Genomic DNA, 19,427 nt, shown 5'->3' on the forward strand with positions numbered 1-19,427 from the left:
GAAGATACGACACGTATCGTTTCCTTATGACGGTAACGCAACCAGGCCGCCCACGCGACAGGCAACTCGACCGCGCGATCCTGACCGCCGCACGTGACCTGCTGGCGGCGGGCAGCTACGCCGAACTGTCCATGGAAAGCGTTGCCGCCCATGCCGGGGTGGGGAAGAAGACCGTCTACCGGCGCTGGCCCTCCAAAGCGCCGCTGGTGGCCGAAGCGGTCCTGGAGGCGTATGGCGGGTCAGGCTCGTTTCCGGTCCCCGACACCGGTGACATCCGAGCCGATCTGCGTGCCTGGCTCAACGACCACGCGAACTTTCTGGCCGAGGCGCCCAACGGTGCGCTAATCCGAGCTCTGGTCGCGGCCGCGGCCGCGAACTCGTCCGACGGGGTCGCGCTGTATCAGCAGTTGAGCGCGCCGCAACACGAAGGACTGATGACGCGGCTTCGTCAAGGCATGCGCGACAAGCAAATTCGTGACGACGCGGATCTGGATGCCGTCGCCGACGCACTGATCGGCACGTTGCTGCTGCACGCACTGAACCACGGAGCCAGTCCGGCCCGGTTGGACGCACTGCTGGATGCGCTGCTGAACGGCATCGGTCAGTAGTCGTACTCCGCCAATGGTGTTCCGGTCCAGTTCTGCGTTCCGTCCAGAGCCATTGCCGCGGGAACCATCTCGCTCGTGACCAATCCGTGCCGGGTGGTCACCGTGTCGACGACGTCGAAGCTGCGCGCGATCGCCTCGGGTGTGTCCACGATGACAGTGGTCACTGGCACGCTGCGGACAAGCTGAAAAATCTTGTCTCCGTGAGGCTTATGGTTTCCCTGAAAGCCCCAGATGCCACGCAGGACCGTGGCGCCACGCGCGGACTTGGACTGCAACAATCGGTGCACGATGGCGCGGTGGAGCGGTTGGCCGTCGTGCAGAGTTGCCTCGCCGGTGTGGACCATGAGTTTCTGCCACAGGGTGCGCCCCTGGTTGTCGGTCGGCGGCAACTCCTGGGGGCGGGCGAACATCTCGCCGTCGCGTTTGCACAGCCGGACCCGTTCCACGGTCAGCAGCGGGTTGGGTAACAGTTGCGCCAGTTCGGCCATCGCCGCGGACACCTGGGCCGGCAACCCCACCGCGATGATCATCTGCGGCACGTTGACGTTGCGCCCGAAGAACCGGGCTCGCTCGCGCTCACCGTGCACGGTGCCGTCGACGCCGAGAAACACTGTGGCACCGGCGAATCCTTGCCGATGCAGGAGTTCGCAAACGGCGAGGTGCGCCGGTCGGCCGGCCACCCGCACCTGGCGGCCGACGTATACGGTCAGCTTCGCGGCATCCCCGGTTCGGCTGTCGAAGTCGGTGGCTGCGTCGGGCCCGCTGTCCTTGGTGACCAGGCGGGCACGTTCCAGCGTCACCAGCCCGCGGCCGGTGATCGCAGCGACCTCGTCGACCAGGGGACCGATCTTGGACGAAACGTCAACGGCGGCGATCGTTACCGGCGGGTCTTCGGACAAGCTGAGCGAACGATCGCTGCGCAGTTCACCTTTCGAGCCGAAGCCGGAGATGCCGCGCATCATCACGCTGGTGGCGACGCCGCGAGAGCCGAACACATCCAACATGGCGTCGGCCAGGAACCGGCGCGGTGCGCCGACAGCGCGCTGCCGTTCGCCGAAATACGCGGTGAGTTTCAGGCTCTGCTCGCTCATATCAGGCCCGCGATCTGCTGGCCGAGCACGACTGCGGCCAGTCCGAGGAGCACGCTGACGGCGATGTTGGCGAACGACGCGAGCAACTGCCGTTCCTCGCTGAGCCGCTGAGTCTCGAGCATCCAGGTGGAAAACGTGGTGTAGGCGCCGACGAAGGCGGTTCCGGCCAGCAGCGCGGCGTCCTTGGACAGCGCCAGACCGCCCAGGAAGCCGAGCAACGCCGCGCCGGTCAGGTTCACCGTCAAAGTGCCGTAGGGGAACGGGCCGGGCGTTCGGCGCGCGACCGAACGGTCCACCAGGAAGCGGGCGACCGATCCGACACCGCCGATGAGCATGACGGCGAGCCAGAGCAGGACCGTCGTCATCGGAGCCGGACCCGGCGCACCAGGGCGGTAGCCAGGTAGACCGCCAGCAGTCCCAGCGTGATGCTGACGACGGTGTACGCGCCGGCCAGCGCCCAGTGTCCGTGCTCGATCATCCGGACCGTCTCGACCTGCATCGTGGAGAACGTGGTCAGTCCGCCGCACAATCCGGTGCCGAGCAGCGGGCGGCGATAACTGGACAGCGGCAACCGTTCCAGCAGTCGGGTGGTGAAGTAACCGACCAGGAAAGCGCCGACGATGTTGACCGCGAACGTCGGCCATGGCCAGCGCGCCGGGTCGGGGACGGCAAGGGTGGCGAGGGCGGCGCGGGCCAGCGAGCCCAGCGCGCCGCCGGCGAAAATCGCTGCCAACTCCCGATAGTCGTGGCGTGCCACCGGTTGTTTCCCTCTCGTGTGCCAACTGTGCGCCTAGCAGCTTAGGGCGGTGCCGTGGCCTATGGGCAGAATTGTGACCATGGCCCACCCGCGAGCCGGTCGACCGGCGCAACCCGATGACCTCGTCGATCTGCCGCATCTGGTGACGGCGTATTACTCGGTGCAGCCCGATCCCGACGATGTGGCGCAACAGGTGGTGTTCGGTACCTCGGGCCATCGGGGCTCGGCATTGAACGGTGCGTTCAACGAGGCGCACATCCTGGCGACTACCCAGGCCATCGTGGAGTATCGGGCCGGGCAGGGCACGACCGGTCCGTTGTTCATCGGCCGTGACACACATGGCCTTTCGGAGCCCGCCTGGGTCACGGCGCTGGAGGTGCTGGCCGGCAACGACGTCCTGGCTGCCGTAGACAGCCGCGACCGCTACACCCCGACTCCGGCGATCAGTCACGCCATCTTGACCTACAACCGCGGACGCAAGGACGGGTTGGCTGACGGGATCGTGGTGACGCCGTCGCACAACCCGCCCTCGGACGGTGGCTTCAAGTACAACCCGCCCAATGGCGGCCCGGCCGATAGCGACGCGACTGGCGTGATTGCCAAGCGCGCCAACGAGATTCTGCGTGACGGGCTGTCGGCGGTGCGGCGGGTGCCGTTGGCGCGTGCATTGGGTTCGGCACAGCGACACGACTATCTGGCTGCCTACGTCGAAGATCTGCCGAACGTGGTGGACATCGAGGCGGTGCGCGCAGCGGGGGTGCGCATCGGCGCCGACCCGCTCGGCGGGGCCAGCGTGGACTACTGGGGCGAGATCGCATCGCGCTTCGATTTGGACCTGACCGTGGTCAACCCGCTGGTCGACGCAACCTGGCGGTTCATGACGCTGGATCACGACGGGAAGATCCGGATGGACTGCAGTTCACCGGATGCGATGGCCGGGCTGATCGCCAATCGGGACCACTATCAGATCGCCACCGGCAACGATGCCGACTCCGACCGGCACGGCATCGTCACCCCGGACGAGGGGCTGCTGAATCCGAACCATTACCTGGCGGTCGCGATCGACTACCTGTTCACGCACCGGCCCGGGTGGCCGGGCGAGGTGGGGGTCGGCAAGACCGCGGTGAGTTCGTCGATCATCGACCGGGTGGTGGCGGGCATCGGGCGTTCGCTGGTGGAGGTGCCGGTCGGATTCAAGTGGTTCGTCGACGGGCTGATCGGCGGCACCATCGGCTTCGGTGGAGAGGAGTCGGCGGGGGCGTCGTTCCTGCGGCGCGACGGAACGGTGTGGACCACCGACAAGGACGGCATCATTCTGGCGTTGCTGGCCTCGGAGATCTTGGCGGTAACCGGTCGGACCCCGTCGCAGCGGTACCGAGAGCTGGTGGGTTCGTACGGCGAGCCGTTTTATGCGCGAGTTGATGCGCCGGCCGACCGGGAGCAGAAGGCCCGGCTGTCGCGATTGTCTTCCGAGGAGGTGTCGGCGACCGAACTGGCGGGGGAGCCGATCGAAGCCAAGCTGACCGCCGCGCCGGGCAACGGTGCACCGCTGGGTGGGCTGAAGGTGGTCACCGCGAACGCCTGGTTTGCTGCGCGGCCCTCGGGCACCGAGGACGTCTACAAAATCTATGCCGAGTCGTTCCTGGGGCCCGAGCATTTGGCGGAGGTGCAGGAAACGGCTCGCGAGGTGGTCAATAAAGTCATTGGGTGACCAATACCCTGCGACTTGCGCGCCCGAGGGGTCGCGGGACTACCCCGCTGCCGCGCGAAGTCTGGCTTCTCAGCGGGGCGAACGTGGTGGTCGCGCTGGGCTACGGGGTCATCTCGCCGGTGATGCCTTCCTTTGCGCGCACATTCGGCGTCAGCATCGATGCGGTGACCTTTCTGGTCACCGTTTTCGCGTTGAGCCGCATGTTGTTTGCCCCGATGAGCGGTGCGCTGGTCCAGCGGTTGGGGGAGCGGCGCATCTATATCACCGGTGTGCTGATCGTGGCGGTGACCACCGCGGCATGCCCGTTTTCTCAAACTTATTGGCAGTTAACGGTTTTGCGTGCCCTCAGTGGTGTCGGCTCGACGATGTTCTTCGTCTCGGCGCTCGGCTTGCTGATTCACATCAGTCCTCCCGATGCGCGCGGGCGCGTCGCCGGGTTGTTCACCACATCCTTCATGGTGGGTGCGGTCGGCGGCCCGGCGGTGGGCGGTCTGGCCGCCGGTGGGGGACTAGCCGCGCCGTTCCTCGCCTACGGAGCCGCACTCCTGGTTGTCGTCGTGGTGTTGTTCTACAGCTTGCGGAACTCGGAGTTGACGGCTCCCGGGCTCCCGACGCGATCAACCGTGACGATGCGCCAAGCGCTGCGCGTCCGCGCGTACTGGACGTCGCTACTCGCCAACTTCGCGACAGGTTGGTCGGCGTTCGGGCTTCGGGTCGCGCTCGTCCCGTTGTTCGTCACCGACGTGATGGGCCGCAGCGTCGGGGTCATCGGTCTGGCGCTGGCGACATTTGCCGTCGGCAATGCGTTACCCGTCGTGCCCGTCGGCGACCTCTCTGATCGGATAGGGCGTCGTACGTTGCTGATCATCGGGCTGGCGGCGACCGGCGTGGCGACCGCCTGGCTGGGCTTTGCGACGTCGTTGCTGTGGTTTCTGGTCGCGGCGTTCGTAGGCGGAGTGACGACGGGCATCTACATGTCACCGATGCAGGCCGCGGTCGCGGACATCCTCGGAAGTGAGGCACGTGCCGGCGCGCCGGTGGCGATGGTGCAGATGGTGTCGGATCTGGGTGCCATCGTCGGCGCCACGACCGTGGGATGGGTCGCCGGGCACGTGAGCTACGCATGGAGCTTCGCGATCAGCGGAATCGTGCTGCTGATCGCCGCTGTCGGGTGGTTGCTGGGGCCGGAGACGCGGCCGGCCGCGGATACCTCGACCGGGCTGGCGCAGGCGGTGTCGGGTGGTGGGTCAGCCTGACCAGCAACTTTGAACCACGGTTGCCGGTGGTGTAGCTTCGACTGGCACGACATTTGGGGCTATGGCGCAGCTGGTAGCGCACCACACTGGCAGTGTGGGGGTCAGGGGTTCGAGTCCCCTTAGCTCCACCCTCTGACCTGCAATTATAGTTTGATCAGCCGTATGACAATCGGTTTGACAAACGGAGGAGGTTCTCCGCAGGACTTCTGGGCCTCGATCTGCTCCCGAAAACGGCCCAACGGCGGCAATTCCTCGGCGGTGCTCTACCGCCTCGACGGCGGTCAGCGGACGCTCACATTGCGCGATGAGCGCCAGTTCGAAGCCTTCGAGACAGCCATTAAGGCACACGGCATCCACTGCGCCTCATTCATGCACGGTACGAGATGGCACGGTCGGATGATTCCGGCACACCGTCAATGACCGTTGCCGAATGGTGCCGCCACCACAACTCCCACCTCACTGGAATTGAGCAATACACACTCGACACCTACGACAGGTATCTCCGGTTGGATATTGAGCCAAGTCTGGGGGGCATCCCTCTGGGGTTGCGTCCACCAGAGTGGCGCCTCTCTGTGTCAAGTGGCGGTCTCGGCGTCGTTAAGCAATAGTCGGTAGACGGTGTCGGACAGCCGTCTCTTGAGGCAGCGCATCGCTTCGCTGTGACTCTTGCCGCTGCCGCTTTTGCGCAGGTAGTAAGCCCTTCCCACGGTGTCTCGTCGAATTTATATGATGGCCATTTCGTGTAGGCAGTAGTTGACTTGACGATCGCCGGCGCGGGAAAGCCGGCGCCGGACGACGTCTCCGGAAGACACTTCGGTGGGTGCGGTGCCGGTATAGCTGGCGAATGCCGCCGGCGAGTTGAAGCGGCGAATTGATTCCACTCGGGACACGATCTTGGCGGCGGTGAGCGCGCCAATGCCGTGGAGCTGAGTCAGGGTGGTGCCAGAGGCCTCGATGGCGATCTTGATATCGTGAGCGGCCTTGTCGATTCTGCGGTCGAGCCCCCGCAGTTCTGAGATCAGATCGGCGGCCAGTGCGCGAAGTGTCTTGCCGGCGGTGTCTCGGGGGCGCACGGTCCGCAGGAGCGCAGCGGCCAGCTCGGCGTTCAAGTCGCGGCTGGCGCCACCGGGAACCAGGTGGGTGAGAACGATGTGGAGTCTGTTGATGGTTTGCGTCCTGGTCTTGACCAGGTCGTCGCGATGTTCGACCAGTGCGCGTAAAGCCGTTGTTGAAGAGTCGATTTCAGCGGTATTGAGCGAGTGCGACGTATGAGCGGCGACGCCCACCGAAACGGCGTCGGCCTCGTCACTTTTTCGACCGTGCCCTGTGGAGAGAAGTCTGACTCTGGCCGCGAGTTTGGCGGGGACGTCGATGACGGCGATACCGTCTAGACGCAGTCGAACGGTCAGGGGCGCCCCAAGACCGCTGGCGCCTTCGATCGCCCACGCGGTGTCGGCCAGCGCCGGGCGAAGCGCCGCAGTGTTCGGTAGCCGTCGCGGCTGACCGGGACGCGGACCGTTGCCAGCGGCTGCAGCCTCGCGTCAACGGCTGCGGCGGTCCACGAACGCTTGTGCGGATCCACCGCGATCATCACCGACGGCATGGACGTGTTCTTGATTGATGGCATGTGTTCCTGCGCTCGAATGGATTTCGGTTGCGAGGAGGGCACACCAACTTTGGGTTCAACAAGCCTCTCTTCAGCCACTCCACGCTGTGGTGATGATCGGCCGACAGGCCACTCTTAGAGTCAGCCCGAAGGCGACAGGTGTATCGACGAGCCAAACCGATCACCACCACGGGGAGCATCGCTGCAGGCGTCGCATCCCCGCCAGAATTGAACAAGTTGGCGTACGAGTCGAACCGTATTGAGGCTGAAAGGATCCCAGCGCTTTACGAGCGGCTTTGATTGCTTACCGCTTGAAACAGTGGGGGCGCCAAACCCGCGACCTCTGAGCTGTGGGCTACGGGTCAGGGATTTTCGGGTGTTCGCGCAGTCTGATTTGTGCAGGTCAAGCGGGTTTATTCCTAGGTAGTTGCCCTGCGTTCGGCTGATCCGGGGTGGTTTCGCGGGGTTTGTTTCCCGAATCTGTTCCAAATTGCATGGCCAAACGTGCGTAGCGCCGGGCGCCGATTCTATCGACGGATGACTGCTGTTGGACGCTGGGCTGAAACTGATCGACGGAACTGCAGCCCGGAAGATGAAACCGGGACCGCTATGTCGCACGCTCGAGTTTCCGCCTTCGGACACCCCGTTTTCCTTGCCATAAGGCGACGCACCTACTCTTCGCTGCCCGGGGTGACCCTTCTAATGGCGAATACTGCACCGCTTAAACATTCGACCGGGGTGTCGACTTGGGGAGACGCGCAGAATCGAATCGACCGCCAATCTGGTAGGTACGGGCCCTGTCGCGGACCTCTTCTGGTTCCGGAACTCCGCATCGCAAACAATCGCCTTAACAACGACTTTGATGATCTTGACTGACTTTGCGGCGTTTGCTGCTGCCCGCATAGAGCGGGTACCAGCGGAGGGAGTCTTCCGACGTCGCTCTCCAATTTTTACCGCAAGAACCACTGGTTGGATTACCTTTGCTCCGGTAGGGGTATAGATCGACGCGACCCATTGAGGCAAGAATGATTCGAGGATTTTTCCCAGTGGATGAAAATGCGTGACAGTCCAAAGATCGTGAGCCTGGCCTCGGCGCTTGCTGCGCTCGCCGCGGCGGGGGCCACACCGCCAATTAAGGACGCGGCAGGCTCGGACGATATCAAGATGCGTAGGGAAAAGTCGGACGACGGGATTCGAGCGGTCCGAGATAAGGGGCTGCTTGCAGCCGCCGAGCTCATGAGCTTCACCGTGCACCAGGCCAGCGATGGCATGCTATTCCCGCAGCACGGGTCTCACGTATCCCATTCTTCGCATTCGTCGCATGTGTCGCACGTGTCAGGCGGCGCGCCTGGCGCGCCTTCTGTGCCAGGTTCGCCGTATGTGCCTGGTTCGCCATATGTGCCCGGTGCCCCATATGTGCCAGGTGTACCGGACCCGCCTACTGGGCCAACCAACACGCCGCCCTCTACGACTAGAACCTCGTCGGCGCCCGCGAATCCCTCCGACATAGCCCGCCTCGCATGCACGCGGGCGAGCACCGGCTTCGGCGTGAATCAAATCGCAAGCGAACTGGAACGGCTCTACGGCCTATCAGAGACAGAGGCGGTCAGCATTGCTAATCAAGCTTTGACCGCTGTGCATGGAGGTGGACACTATTGCGACGGCTACCTACATTGAAGGACCAATGAAGTTACTTCCATCAACATCTCTAGCATTTGCGGCGATTACCGGCGCTTCTCTGCACCATACTGGGCGGGACGGTGCCACCGATCAGTTACATATCGATGTCCGACATCGTCATTGAGTTCAGCGTCTCGCTGCAGGCCCTTGGCCCGCTGCAGGAGGCCGCATACCGCTTGATCGGACAAGCGGCTTGCCAGATCGATGAGGCCGACGGGCGATACGTTTGCCGACTTTCACCGTCGCGGCCGCAACTTCAAAGCGACGAGTTGCGCTCCCGATTCCTTGATCTCGTCACAGATGAAAACCTTCGCGAGAAAGTGCGCAGACAGACTGACCGACTCCGAGATGTCATTGTCGCCTTGGCATTTGGGTCGCTGGCCGAGGAGTCGTGACCCAATAGCCCGGTTTGCTTCAGCAGACACCTTCTCTCCCGACCCGTCTGCGCTTCAACTACTGCCCATCCGCTTCGAACGGCTTGGCGCGGATCAATTCTTAGTCGGCAACATGGTCGGCGACATGGCGGAGATGACAGCAGTCGAACTGGAGCGTCTTTGCTCGCTCGATCTCTTGCCCGGCGATGGCCTCTATGAGCGGGCATTCGAGAAGCTTTTCGTCGGGTCGACCGACCAACGCGCACAGCAGCAGCTCCTGGCCCTCCGTTTGCGTAGTCGCCTGAGTTTCTTGCGAGCGGCCACCCCGCTCCACCTGTTTGTCGTTACATTACGGTGCGAACACTCATGTCCGTATTGCCAAGTCTCCCGCCAAAGTAAGGACCGCGTCCGCTATGACATGGACCAAGCCACCGCCTCTAGGGCGCTGGATGTAGCCCTTTCCGCGCCGGCTCCGCAGATCAAGATTGAGTTTCAAGGAGGCGAGCCGTTACTCAACTTCGAACTCATCCGATGGATTGTCGTGAACGCGAAGGAGAGGGCGGCTCCCCTCGGGAAGCAGCTTCAGTTCGTGATCGCAACGAACCTGGCCTTGCTCGATGACGAGGTGCTCGACTTCTGCGCGGAGCACGATGTTCTGTTCAGTACATCGTTAGACGGCCCGCGCGACCTGCACAACAAGAACAGACCGCGCCGCGGCCAAAACAGCTATGAGCTCGCGGCAGCGGGTATCACTCGCATCAAGGAACGTCTCGGGCCGGACAGAGTCAGTGCATTGATGACCACCACGGAGGCGAGCCTGCATCGTGTCGAGGAGATCGTAGACGAGTACGTCAGGCAGGGCCTTGACGGCATTTTCCTTCGACCACTCTCTCCCTATGGGTTCGCCATCAAGACCAAGCAATTTCACAGCTACGGCGCCCAGGAGTGGCTGCGGTTCTGGAAACGTGGTCTCCGCTACATCCTCGAGATCAACAAGTCAGACCGCCGCTTCCCCGAGTTTTATTCAGCTCTGATACTTCGCCGGATGCTAAGTGATGAGCCAATCGGTTATGTCGATCTTAGAAGCCCGGCGGGGCTTGGACTTGGGGCGCTCGTCTACAACTACGACGGTGCCGTGTTCGCATCCGACGAGGCAAGAATGCTTGCGGAAATGGGTGACCGCAGTTTCGAACTCGGCAATGTGCGCGAGCACAGCTACCGAGACCTAGTGCTGTCCGACACACTGGTTTCGGCGGTCGCGGATTCGTTGACGCAAACGGCACCGCAGTGCTCGACGTGCGTCTTTGAGCCCAACTGCGGCGCAGATCCCGTGTATCACCACGCAACCCAGAACGACTTATTGGGCATTAAGCCGTTGTCTGAGTTCTGCGAGCGACAGAAGGGTGTCATCACGCACCTATTCGAGCTGTTGGAACATTCCCCCGAGGACGCCGCCATTCTCCGGAGGTGGGCATCGTGAGACCGCTTGTCCTCGCCGGACGTCCGCTGGCGGCCGAACTCGCCGATTTGGATGGAAGGCGACGGTCTTGGCGACTCCGATCCCCCGCCGACTCTCCGTCGGATTTGCAGGATGCCGCGTTGATTGGCCGCAACAGCGATTGGGATATGGCGCAGGCGCGTGGTTTCAAGCTCGCCGTCGGCCGCGATGCGCGTCCGGATAACATGTCGCTGAGCTATGTCCGATTGCCGGCAGGCTTCGCCGAGCTGGGCGATGGCGACGTCCTGGCAATCCAGCCTCAGTCTGGTCGGGTTTGGGTGCTCTACCGCCGGTCCTCCAAACACAATTTCTTCCTCGTGACGGAACGCTGCAACAACTACTGTTTAATGTGCTCGCAACCGCCGAAGAAAGTCGACGATGGTTGGTTGATCGACCTGATCGCAGAGACACTTCCATTAGTCGATCCGGCGACGCCTGCATTCACGTTCACCGGCGGCGAACCGCTCACGGAATGGCGCCGGTTCATCGACCTACTCGCGCTGACACGTGATCTGCTCCCGGACACGGCGGTTCACGTACTTACCAATGGGCGTGCCTTCGCTGCTCCCGAAGTCACGAATGCTTGGGCAGCAGTTGACCATCCGCAGCTTTCGGCAGGTATACCGATATATGCGGCCGTCGACAGTATCCACGATTATGTGGTTCAGGCGAAAGGCGCGTTCGATGAGACAGTCCTTGGTGTGATGCGCCTCAAGGACCGCGGCCAAAGAGTCGAAATCCGTATCGTGCTCCACGCTGTCACCACGCCACGCCTACGCGAGACGTGCACCTGGATCGCCCGGAACCTGCCGTTCGTTGATCACGTCGCTTTGATGGGTATGGAGCAAACCGGCCTTGCGATCGCCAACGACGACAAATTATGGATCGACCCGCTCGATTACCAGGAGCACTTAAAGGCCGGCGTCAATGTGTTGAAGACAGCTGGAGTGAACGTCTCAATCTATAACCTGCCGCTCTGTGTTCTTGATCCTTGTGTCCGACCTTTTGCGGTGCAGTCCATCTCGGACTGGAAGAATGCCTACGTTGAGGAGTGCGAGGGCTGCTCAGCCCGCGCAGAGTGTGCAGGCTTCTTTTCCACCGGGCGCCCAAAGTTCAGTCGCGGTATAGCTGCCATCTAGTTCTTCTGACGGCGCTGCACAGTCGAACTGCTCGGATTGAATCGCCCTGGAAATCCCGGAGGCTCCAGACCTTGGAAACGAGGATGCAGTCATGTCAAAGGAACAGGTGCCTGGAAAGCCGACGTCGCGTCGGATAACCCGGAAGAGAACGCCGCCGCGGTGCGGATGGTGCGTGTTTTGCGTGCCGAGTTGGGCACCTGACGGCGCTCATCGAAAGTCCCCGGGTGTGCTCGCCGAAATTCCTCGCCTGTGAGCAGCGGTCAGTGTCGTTGTTGGCGGGTTGCCGGTGGTGGTACGGCGTAGGGTTTCCGCGGCGGCGTTGGCAGAACCAGGGCGATTCAAGCCGACCGGCGCGACTGGATCCCTAATCGATTCGTACTCATGCGCGTAGCACGAGGTTCGCGGGCACCCTGGCTTCGACGCCTGGATATTAGGCCAGGATGAAGCTATGCATCCCAGGTTGACCGCACGCGTGGAACAGGCGCGTTCGCTGCCGGTACTTCTGTGGCAATTCGCCGAGCCTCGGCTGTGCGTTTCGTCGGGTCCGCTCGGCGGCGGCATCGCCGCCCGGAACTGGGTGCTCAACGCGACGGTCCCGTTCGATTACGACCGGACCGACCCGGATCGTCACCTGACGGAGATCGGTGCCGCGCTCCAGCTCGCCGGCACCGGTTGCGGGCTGCTCACCGCCGTCGACGTCTCCCGGTACCGGCTGGCCGAAGACACCGGCGTGGTTGCGACCGCGACAGTCGGGCTCTCGCACCCGACCTGGGCAGCAGCACCTGACCGGCACCTTCGCCGCGAATTGCCTTGCGGCGTAAGAACAGCCGAAGGTGGCGTGTTCGAGACCGTCGATTACCGACCGTTGCTCGCCGGCGACGAGTACCGGGTGGGCACCATCAACGTTGTGGTCGAGGTGCCGCAGCGGCTGTCCGAGGCAGCTCTGGTCAACGCGGTAACTACTGCGACGGAGGCGAAAGTGCAGGCGTTGTACGAGGCTGAAGTACAGGCCAGCGGAACCGCCTCGGACGCGATCGTCGTGCACTGCCCGACGGACGGAACTGCGGAGGCATACGGTGGGCCCCGCTCTGTGGTCGGCGCCCGGATCGCGCGAGCGGTGCACGCGGCAGTGCTCGCCGGCACCCGGTGCTGGATTTCAGATCCTGCCGGACGCAACTCCAACCCGTGGGGATGAACGACGTTGCCCCGCGCTCACGGATGCAGACTCCACTGCCCGCAATCCTGGGCGAGGACGTCGTTGACGTCGACTTCCTGCCCCCCGACGGTCGGGCCGGGATTCGACGCCGTGCTGACCACTCGTTGGTAGAGGACCGCGGCAGGATCGACTCGACTGCCCGACCACGCCTTGGTCTGCCAGGCCCACCGGTGGCCCGGCGTGCGCGAGTTGCCGATGACCCCGTCGGCAGCGGCCCACTGGCACACGTCAATGCCGCCGTAGACGCCGGTGCGCTGCACGCCCAGCACCGAATTGATACCGCGAAACCACTTCAGCGCCACGGTGTTCCAGGTGTCGCGGTTGATGTCCTCGTCGATAGTGAAGAAGATGGGCGCACTTTGGCCGCCGCCGGCCTCGGTGTGCAGCTTCCAGGCGGTGCGAGCGTCGGCGACACCACCGTCGAACCCACGCTTGAAATCCGACGGCGCTGTCCCGCCGGGCTTGCCGTACTGGTAATTGCTGACGATCATCAGCCCCGCAGCTTTCAGCTGTTCGGCGTAGGGCCGGGTGATCGGCTTGGCGCCGAAGGACGACCCGGGGCGCGACAGCGAGACGTAGTTGATGACGCCCGAATAGCCCGCTGCCCGAATGTGCTCCGCCGGAATCTGGTGCATGGCGAAGTCGATTAATTTGGGGGCGGCCGCCGCGGCCTCAGGGACGCCGCCATACGCCGAGACCGTGCAGATCCCCGGCAACACAGACATGGCAACGGCATAGCGCATCACTTCACGTCGGGAAAATGAACGTGATTGTCGGAGGCATGAATTCACCGACGTGTCCTGCATCGCGCGACGTTAACAATCTGACTGCTGCGAAAAGAAGTAGCGTTTGCCAGCTGATACCGAATCGAGGCCGTGTCGTGTGCGTCGCTAATCCACGCCGGCAAAATAGCAGCTCACAGGCGCGGCTGCGGGTGAGCGAGCAGTTTTGTTACGGCGCGAGCGCGATGATGCCGGGTTCGACGGGCGGTAGCGGGGCCGCTCCGCCGGTACCGCCACCAGTGCCGCCGCCTCCGCCGCCGCCCCCTGGCGGAGGACCGACGACGGGGGGCGCCACCTTGCGTGCTGGAGGGGGAGCCGCCGCCTGTGGCGGCGTCAGGATCTGGATGTCGGGTCCACCTGGTACCGGCGGTGACGGGTTGTCCGGGTTGGTCTCTTTGATCCGCGAAGCAAGTACCACCCGGTGCGTCGCGTTGTTCCAGCCGGCAGTGACAGAACCTATCCTGCCGAGATTGTTGGGACAGTAGGCCTCTACTGCCGCAGCAAGGAACCGGCCTTCGGTACGCACGAGTCGGCCTCGCTCGGCACCCGGAGTGACGTTGTTCGCGTTGTCTACCAGTGCGTCCACCAGGGCATTTGCCGACACCCCAGCGTCAAGATTGCCGCAGATTTCGTGCGCCGTGGCGATCAGGCTCGGCACGCCCGACAGGGCGGAAACACCTTTTTGATTCAGCAGGGCCAGGAACTGGTCGTCTTGGCTCGAGTCGGCAGATGCTGCACCGCCACCCAGAATTGCCGCTCCGCTCAGCGCCAGCATCGAAGTCAACACGGTTCCGGCAGAGACGGCGAGGCGGGTGAACATGACGAGGCTCCGTTTCTGCTACGCCCCCGGCAGATTGTGGGGTGGGACCTGTGGTTGCCCGTCGGCCGCTGCGGTGCGCCAGGAGTTCACGGGCAGTTTACCCGACGTTAACCGTTAAAATCACCATGCGTGAAAATTTGGCGAGTCGCCGGGTAGATGTCCCCGGCGATGGCCGGGCTCGACTCGCGTCGGCACTCTCTGACGGCCGGGCAGCGGTGGGGTTGCAGAAACAGCTGTGGGCTTCCGTGGGAAACGTCGCTGGCGCGTCGGATCGGAATTGAGCCGAAACTGCTTCGCGCGCACCATGTCTTGCCGTCATTGGAGCGCGCCGAAAGTCACCGGAAGCGTGGAACGGGTGCCCGTTCACTTCCAACTTCCCGTACGCGAACGGCTGCTGACGTTGACCCGCAGGTGCGCCCGGACCGGCCGGAACACACGCAGCTCTTGGTCGCGAACGCGGATGGACGTTCGGGCTACGGCCGCGCCGCGTGTTGACGGTTCGGCTTCTCGCAGCTATGGCTCTCCCGGGCAACGGAATCGCCGGGTCAGATATGAATCCAGCCCAGTCGACCGCCCCGTGGCGACGTTCGCGCTCGGTGCTTCGCCGAATGTCGTTCTGACGCAGAAGAATTCGTCGCTCTGACTGCCGTCGTCGACCGTGTACCGGTGCCCGCAGGCCAAGACTGTGCGGGCACCGGCCAAACGGCTACTTCGGTGGCATCCGGATGCCGCCGTCCACCCGCACGACTTCGGCGTTCATGTACGAATTGGTGATTAACTCGACGACCATCGAGGCCAACTCGTCGGGTTTGCCGAGACGGTGCGGAAACAGCACCGACTCGCCGAGTTTGGCTTTGAATGCCTCCGAGGCTTCACCCTCGCCGTAGATCGGGGTGTCGATCAGGCCGGGGGCGACGGTATTGACGCGGACGCCGACCGCCGACAAGTCGCGCGCGACCGGCAGGGTCAGACCCACCACGCCGCCCTTGGACGAGCTGTAAGCGGCCTGACCGATCTGACCGTCGAACGCCGCGACACTGGTCATGTTGACGATGGCACCGCGTTCCCTGGTCTCGGTCGGTTCGTTCTTGCTCATTTGGGTCGCGGCGATCCGGATGCAGTCGAAGGTGCCGACCAGGTTGATGGCGATCACCTTCCGGTACGCATCCAGGTTGTGCGCCGAGGAGAATTCGCCGTCCTTGCCGATGGTGCGCTGGGCCCATCCGATACCCGCCGAGTTGACCAGAGCGCGCAGCGGACCGAGGTCCGCGGCGGTCTTGACCGCGTCGATGATCTGGTCAGTGTTTGTGACGTCGACGGTGACGAAGACACCACCGATTTCGTGGGCGAGAGCCTCGCCCTTGTCCGCCTGCAGGTCGGCAACCACGACCCGGGCACCCTTGGCGGCCAACTGACGCGCAGTCGCCGCTCCGATTCCTGACGCGCCACCGGTGACGATCGCGCTCGCTCCATTGATTTCCACGTCGTCACGGTATCGGGGACCGGGTGGCCGCCGAGCGGACCCCGGCCAAAATTCGTGCGGTGATCTCTGGGGCCATTCAAAGTGCCTGGTGTTCAATGCGATTGGCTACAGCAGGGCCAGCCCGACACCCGTCGTCGGTGATGCCGGGCGCTGGGACGGAACCGACCGGCGAATACCTGGCGGCTACGAAGTAGCCTCGGTTGAGGGGGACGGCCACCGGCACCCCCACGGCGTCCTGTGAGGTCGAAGAGGAGGGTCATCGGCATGCCCATCAATTACAACAAGCCGCCCAAGCAACCGGCGCAGTCGCAACCGCCGCCAGCTCAGCCGCCCCCGCCCCCTCCCGCGCCGCCCTATCAGCCACCACCCCCGCCTCCGGCGTACCCGCCACCACCGCCGCCTCCGCCATATCAGCAGCAACCGCCCTATCAGCCGCCCCCGCCGCCCTACCAGCAGCAGCCGTACCCGCCGGCGCCGCCGTATCCGCCGCAGCCCTACCAGCAGCAGCCGTACCAGCAGCAGCCGCCGGCGCCGCCGCAGGGCCCGCCGGTCAGTCTGTCGAAGGTGACGCTCACCAAACAGGCGCCGACAGTCTCGTTGAGCAAGGGGAGTGGCGGTTCGGGCGTCATCCGGGCAAACCTGAACTGGACCCAACGGCAAACCGGCGGCGGATTCTTCAAGCGGCTCGCCGCATCCGGCGGAGACATCGACCTCGACCTGGGCTGCCTGTTCGAGTTCGTCGATGGCGACAAGGGCGTCGTGCAGGCGCTCGGCAACCAGTTTCAGGTCAGCCCACTGTCCGGTGGACCAAAGATCATCTGGCTCTCCGGCGACGATCGGTCGGGGGCGAGTCAGGGCGGGGAAGACCTGTTCATCGACCTCTCGCGGGCGAACCACATCCGCCGGGTCCTCATCTTCGCCTACATCTACGAAGGCACCCCGAACTGGGCCGCCGCCAATGCGGTGGTGACCGTCTTCCCGCAGACCGGCCCGCAGATCGAGGTCCGGCTCGACGAGCACGATCCAGGCTCCCGGATGTGCGCCATCGCGATGCTGACGAACACCAACGGCGAGATCACGATCAACCGCGAAGTGCGCTACATCCGCGGCGGCCAGTCGTTGCTGGACCGCACCTACGGCTGGGGCATGGACTGGACACCGGGCCGGAAGTAACGACCTAGGCCCGGTGCCGGTACACCGCGACCCGGGCGGCCCGGACGGTGCGCCCGGTCGTCGTCACCCGCAGCCCCGGCGTGAGGAGCGCGGCGACCAGCCGGTCCTCAGATGCCGAATGGGCGGGCCGGACCTCCGCCGCGTCCATGGTCGCGGGGTCGAAATCGGTCCCCGGCGCCGGCACCACGATTTCGCCGCCGCGGCCCGCGATGAGGCGCTCCAACGCCGCCGCCAGAGCCTCGAATCCGGCTCGCTCCCGGTTGCTGCGCGACGTCGCGGCGCAGGCGGTGGCATCGGAGTGCACCGCGTATAAGTCCACCAACAACGAAATGTCCGCCCCCGCAACGTCTTTGGCCTGGCGGGCGCGCGCATCCTCGGCGAGGCGGTCGATGCCGGCGGATTGCCGTCGCAGCGCGCGCGCCAGATCGTCGAGGCGCTCGACGATCGCGGTCTGTAGGTCATCCTCGGCCACGGGCATCGATAGTACGGAAGGCGTTCAGTCGCCCGACGGTCGTCGCTACGCTCACCAGAGTGACCATCCATGGGATTGACCTCGGGACAACGAACTCGGCGATCGCCAGGACGGGTCGCGACGGATCCCCGGAAGTCCTCAGCGGTTTCACCGGCGATCTGACCACGCCCTCCGTGGTCCTGTTCACCAATCGCGACGAATACCTGGTCGGCGAGGGTGCGCGACGGCAGGCGCGGCTCGACCCGGAACGGGTGTGCACGCTGGTCAAGCGCCGAATGGGCGATGCCGAGTGGCGGTTCGTCGCGAACGGCAACGCGTGGTCGGCCCCGGCCGTGTCGGCCTTGATCCTGCGCAGCCTCACCGCCGACGCCGAATACGCCACCGGCGAGCCCGTGCGTAAGGCTGTCATCACCGTGCCCGCCTACTTCGGCGACGAGGAACGCCGCGCGACCGTGCTCGCCGGCACCCACGCCGGACTCGACGTGGCCGGCGTGCTCTCCGAGCCCATTGCCGCGGCGCTGTCCTACGGCTTCGGGCGCTTGGATGGCCAGCACAGCATGGTCAAGGAGGGTCACCGGGAAACGGTCCTGGTGTACGACCTGGGCGGGGGCACCTTCGACGCGACGGTCATCGAGCTCGCCGACCGCCGGATCGCCGTCCTGGCGGTGGAGGGCGATCACCAGCTCGGCGGTGCCGACTGGGACGAGCGGCTGGCCCTGCATCTGTCCCGGCGGTTCTGCGCGGCCAACCCGCAGGCCGAAGATCCGCTGGACGACTCCGCCGGCGCCCAGGAATTGGTGATCGCGGCCGAGCGGGCCAAGCATGAACTCTCCGACCGTGACGTCACCCAGGTGATCGTCACCCACGACGGTGCCCGCGCGGTCATCGACATCACCCGCACCGAGCTGGAGGAGATGACCTCGACGCTGCTGCGCCGGACCTTAGACCTGACCCGCGACTGTCTGGCCGCCGCCCGTCGCCGCGGCGCAGACAGCGTTGACCGCATCCTGTTGGTCGGTGGTTCCTCGCGCATGCCTGCCGTCGCGACCGCACTGCACACCGACTTCGGGATGCGCCCCGAGCTCAACGATCCGGAACTCTCCGTCGTCCGCGGAGCCGCGCTCTACGGCGAGAAGCTCGAAATGGAACGCATGGTCGCCAACGATCTGATCACCCGTGGCCGGCTGGCGCCGGGCGCACTGCCGGAGGACGCACGCCCCAGCGATCTCAACGACGCCTGCAGCAGGGTCGCCGACGCGTATGACCTGCCGCTGGCCCAGGTGCGCCGCGCGGTGCTGATCCGGGTCGACACCGTGGTCTCCCGCGGATTCGGCATCCTCTCGCTCGGGGAGCAGACGCTGTCGTTGCAGGCGACCTGGCTGGTACGCCGCAACGACCCACTGCCCATCTGCGTGCACCGCAGCTTCGGCACGGTCCGCGACGATCAGGACGCCATCAGGCTCGTCGTCGTCGAGCAGCAGGGCCAGGTGGCGTCGTCCCGACCGGAGGACGCGAAAGTGCTGATCGCAGGCATGATCGAGGGCATCCCACCGGGATTCGGCGAAGGCAGCGAGGTCCGCATCACCTTTGCGATGGGCTTCGACGGAGTGTTGCAAGTGACGGCCCGGCACGTCGAGGCCAACATGCCGCTGGTGCTGACCGCAGAAACCGGGGCGACCATGTCGGCCGCGGAGGTGGAGCGCGAACGGCAACAGGTCCAGCGTTCCCGACGGCGCGACGCCGGCCGGTGATCGCTATGAC

Annotated in this window: 19 protein-coding genes and 1 tRNA gene; 12 read left to right on the plus strand and 8 right to left on the minus strand. The window is 64.5% G+C overall.

Annotated features, from left to right (window positions below):
• Positions 1-26: 26 nt before the first annotated feature.
• Positions 27-608 (plus strand): TetR/AcrR family transcriptional regulator, encoded by a 582-nt coding sequence (locus tag ACZYZ9_RS18570; protein WP_463827727.1) that lies wholly within the window; start codon positions 27-29, stop codon positions 606-608.
• Here ACZYZ9_RS18570 and ACZYZ9_RS18575 read toward each other — a convergent pair.
• From ACZYZ9_RS18575 to crcB (ACZYZ9_RS18585), 3 genes are read right to left on the minus strand one after another with little or no spacing between them, the layout of a single operon-like run.
• Positions 602-1,699 (minus strand): DUF190 domain-containing protein, encoded by a 1,098-nt coding sequence (locus tag ACZYZ9_RS18575; protein WP_463827728.1) that lies wholly within the window; start codon positions 1,697-1,699, stop codon positions 602-604. The two genes, ACZYZ9_RS18570 and ACZYZ9_RS18575, sit on opposite strands and share 7 nt — an antisense overlap.
• Positions 1,696-2,064, minus strand: coding sequence for a fluoride efflux transporter CrcB (gene crcB / locus ACZYZ9_RS18580; protein ID WP_463827729.1), 369 nt, complete (start codon positions 2,062-2,064; stop codon positions 1,696-1,698). The genes ACZYZ9_RS18575 and crcB (ACZYZ9_RS18580) overlap by 4 nt, the downstream gene beginning before the upstream one ends.
• Complete coding sequence (gene crcB / locus ACZYZ9_RS18585; protein WP_463827730.1) at positions 2,061-2,456, minus strand: fluoride efflux transporter CrcB; 396 nt, start codon at positions 2,454-2,456, stop codon at positions 2,061-2,063. Before crcB (ACZYZ9_RS18585) ends, crcB (ACZYZ9_RS18580) begins: the two co-directional genes overlap by 4 nt.
• Before the next feature lie 79 nt (positions 2,457-2,535).
• Here crcB (ACZYZ9_RS18585) and pgm point away from each other — a divergent pair, with 79 nt between their 5' ends.
• The 4 genes from pgm (at position 2,536) to ACZYZ9_RS18605 (ending at position 5,843) form a co-directional block, all read left to right on the plus strand.
• Positions 2,536-4,167, plus strand: a complete 1,632-nt coding sequence (gene pgm, locus ACZYZ9_RS18590) for a phosphoglucomutase (alpha-D-glucose-1,6-bisphosphate-dependent) (RefSeq protein WP_463827731.1) — start codon at positions 2,536-2,538, stop codon at positions 4,165-4,167.
• An 86-nt stretch (positions 4,168-4,253) separates the two neighbouring features.
• Positions 4,254-5,423 (plus strand): MFS transporter, encoded by a 1,170-nt coding sequence (locus ACZYZ9_RS18595; protein WP_463827799.1) that lies wholly within the window; start codon positions 4,254-4,256, stop codon positions 5,421-5,423.
• Between the two features lie 55 nt (positions 5,424-5,478).
• Positions 5,479-5,551 (plus strand) — tRNA-Ala (locus ACZYZ9_RS18600).
• 34 nt (positions 5,552-5,585) lie between these two features.
• Positions 5,586-5,843 carry a hypothetical protein gene (locus ACZYZ9_RS18605; RefSeq protein WP_463827732.1) on the plus strand — a complete coding sequence of 86 codons (258 nt, stop codon included), beginning with the start codon at positions 5,586-5,588 and terminating at the stop codon, positions 5,841-5,843.
• A 302-nt stretch (positions 5,844-6,145) separates the two neighbouring features.
• Here the strand turns inward: ACZYZ9_RS18605 and ACZYZ9_RS18610 are convergent, their stop codons facing one another.
• Positions 6,146-6,883, minus strand: a complete 738-nt coding sequence (locus ACZYZ9_RS18610; protein ID WP_463827800.1) for a transposase — start codon at positions 6,881-6,883, stop codon at positions 6,146-6,148.
• 1,202 nt (positions 6,884-8,085) lie between these two features.
• On the opposite strand from ACZYZ9_RS18610, the gene hxsA2 reads away from it, so the two are divergent.
• The 5 genes from hxsA2 to ACZYZ9_RS18635 all read left to right on the plus strand — a co-directional run bounded on the left by hxsA2 (position 8,086) and on the right by ACZYZ9_RS18635 (position 12,915).
• Positions 8,086-8,706 carry a His-Xaa-Ser repeat protein HxsA2 gene (hxsA2, locus tag ACZYZ9_RS18615; protein ID WP_463827801.1) on the plus strand — a complete coding sequence of 207 codons (621 nt, stop codon included), beginning with the start codon at positions 8,086-8,088 and terminating at the stop codon, positions 8,704-8,706.
• 107 nt (positions 8,707-8,813) lie between these two features.
• The gene (locus ACZYZ9_RS18620) at positions 8,814-9,104 is read left to right on the plus strand and encodes a hypothetical protein (RefSeq protein WP_463827733.1); all 291 of its coding nucleotides are present in this window, start codon (positions 8,814-8,816) and stop codon (positions 9,102-9,104) included.
• A gap of 112 nt (positions 9,105-9,216) precedes the next feature.
• Positions 9,217-10,563, plus strand: coding sequence for a His-Xaa-Ser system radical SAM maturase HxsB (hxsB, locus tag ACZYZ9_RS18625; protein WP_463827734.1), 1,347 nt, complete (start codon positions 9,217-9,219; stop codon positions 10,561-10,563).
• Positions 10,551-11,720: a His-Xaa-Ser system radical SAM maturase HxsC gene (hxsC, locus tag ACZYZ9_RS18630; RefSeq protein ID WP_463827735.1), complete on the plus strand. Its 1,170-nt coding sequence runs from the start codon at positions 10,551-10,553 to the stop codon at positions 11,718-11,720. Before hxsB ends, hxsC begins: the two co-directional genes overlap by 13 nt.
• 448 nt (positions 11,721-12,168) lie before the next feature.
• Positions 12,169-12,915 carry an adenosylcobinamide amidohydrolase gene (locus ACZYZ9_RS18635; RefSeq protein ID WP_463827736.1) on the plus strand — a complete coding sequence of 249 codons (747 nt, stop codon included), beginning with the start codon at positions 12,169-12,171 and terminating at the stop codon, positions 12,913-12,915.
• Between the two features lie 17 nt (positions 12,916-12,932).
• On the opposite strand, the gene ACZYZ9_RS18640 is transcribed toward ACZYZ9_RS18635, so the two are convergent.
• From ACZYZ9_RS18640 to ACZYZ9_RS18650, 3 genes are all read right to left on the minus strand, one after another.
• A complete protein-coding gene (locus ACZYZ9_RS18640) occupies positions 12,933-13,742 on the minus strand; it encodes a DUF1906 domain-containing protein (RefSeq protein ID WP_463827737.1) in 810 nt (269 codons plus the stop codon).
• A gap of 145 nt (positions 13,743-13,887) precedes the next feature.
• Positions 13,888-14,538, minus strand: a complete 651-nt coding sequence (locus tag ACZYZ9_RS18645) for a DUF732 domain-containing protein (protein WP_463827738.1) — start codon at positions 14,536-14,538, stop codon at positions 13,888-13,890.
• Between the two features lie 706 nt (positions 14,539-15,244).
• On the minus strand, positions 15,245-16,021 hold the full coding sequence (locus tag ACZYZ9_RS18650; protein ID WP_463827739.1) for an SDR family NAD(P)-dependent oxidoreductase: 777 nt from the start codon (positions 16,019-16,021) through the stop codon (positions 15,245-15,247).
• Positions 16,022-16,285: 264 nt separating this feature from the next.
• Here ACZYZ9_RS18650 and ACZYZ9_RS18655 point away from each other — a divergent pair, with 264 nt between their 5' ends.
• A complete protein-coding gene (locus ACZYZ9_RS18655; RefSeq protein WP_463827740.1) occupies positions 16,286-17,194 on the plus strand; it encodes a TerD family protein in 909 nt (302 codons plus the stop codon).
• Positions 17,195-17,198: 4 nt separating this feature from the next.
• Here the strand turns inward: ACZYZ9_RS18655 and ACZYZ9_RS18660 are convergent, their stop codons facing one another.
• A complete protein-coding gene (locus tag ACZYZ9_RS18660; RefSeq protein WP_463827741.1) occupies positions 17,199-17,666 on the minus strand; it encodes a nucleotide exchange factor GrpE in 468 nt (155 codons plus the stop codon).
• Between the two features lie 59 nt (positions 17,667-17,725).
• Here ACZYZ9_RS18660 and ACZYZ9_RS18665 point away from each other — a divergent pair, with 59 nt between their 5' ends.
• Positions 17,726-19,417 carry an Hsp70 family protein gene (locus ACZYZ9_RS18665; RefSeq protein WP_463827742.1) on the plus strand — a complete coding sequence of 564 codons (1,692 nt, stop codon included), beginning with the start codon at positions 17,726-17,728 and terminating at the stop codon, positions 19,415-19,417.
• Positions 19,418-19,427: the final 10 nt, after the last annotated feature.

Source organism: Mycobacterium sp. IDUB_28 (genome assembly GCF_055419285.1).

Excerpts from the sequence above, each read along its gene's own strand:
- ACZYZ9_RS18570 (WP_463827727.1), top strand. The coding sequence starts at position 27 with ATGACGGTAACGCAACCAGGCCGCCCACGCGACAGGCAACTCGACCGC.
- ACZYZ9_RS18575 (WP_463827728.1), bottom strand. The coding sequence starts at position 1,699 with ATGAGCGAGCAGAGCCTGAAACTCACCGCGTATTTCGGCGAACGGCAG.
- crcB (WP_463827729.1), bottom strand. The coding sequence starts at position 2,064 with ATGACGACGGTCCTGCTCTGGCTCGCCGTCATGCTCATCGGCGGTGTC.
- pgm (WP_463827731.1), top strand. The coding sequence starts at position 2,536 with ATGGCCCACCCGCGAGCCGGTCGACCGGCGCAACCCGATGACCTCGTC.
- ACZYZ9_RS18605 (WP_463827732.1), top strand. The coding sequence starts at position 5,586 with ATGACAATCGGTTTGACAAACGGAGGAGGTTCTCCGCAGGACTTCTGG.
- hxsA2 (WP_463827801.1), top strand. The coding sequence starts at position 8,086 with ATGCGTGACAGTCCAAAGATCGTGAGCCTGGCCTCGGCGCTTGCTGCG.
- ACZYZ9_RS18620 (WP_463827733.1), top strand. The coding sequence starts at position 8,814 with ATGTCCGACATCGTCATTGAGTTCAGCGTCTCGCTGCAGGCCCTTGGC.
- hxsB (WP_463827734.1), top strand. The coding sequence starts at position 9,217 with ATGGTCGGCGACATGGCGGAGATGACAGCAGTCGAACTGGAGCGTCTT.
- ACZYZ9_RS18635 (WP_463827736.1), top strand. The coding sequence starts at position 12,169 with ATGCATCCCAGGTTGACCGCACGCGTGGAACAGGCGCGTTCGCTGCCG.
- ACZYZ9_RS18640 (WP_463827737.1), bottom strand. The coding sequence starts at position 13,742 with ATGCAGGACACGTCGGTGAATTCATGCCTCCGACAATCACGTTCATTT.
- ACZYZ9_RS18645 (WP_463827738.1), bottom strand. The coding sequence starts at position 14,538 with ATGTTCACCCGCCTCGCCGTCTCTGCCGGAACCGTGTTGACTTCGATG.
- ACZYZ9_RS18655 (WP_463827740.1), top strand. The coding sequence starts at position 16,286 with ATGCCCATCAATTACAACAAGCCGCCCAAGCAACCGGCGCAGTCGCAA.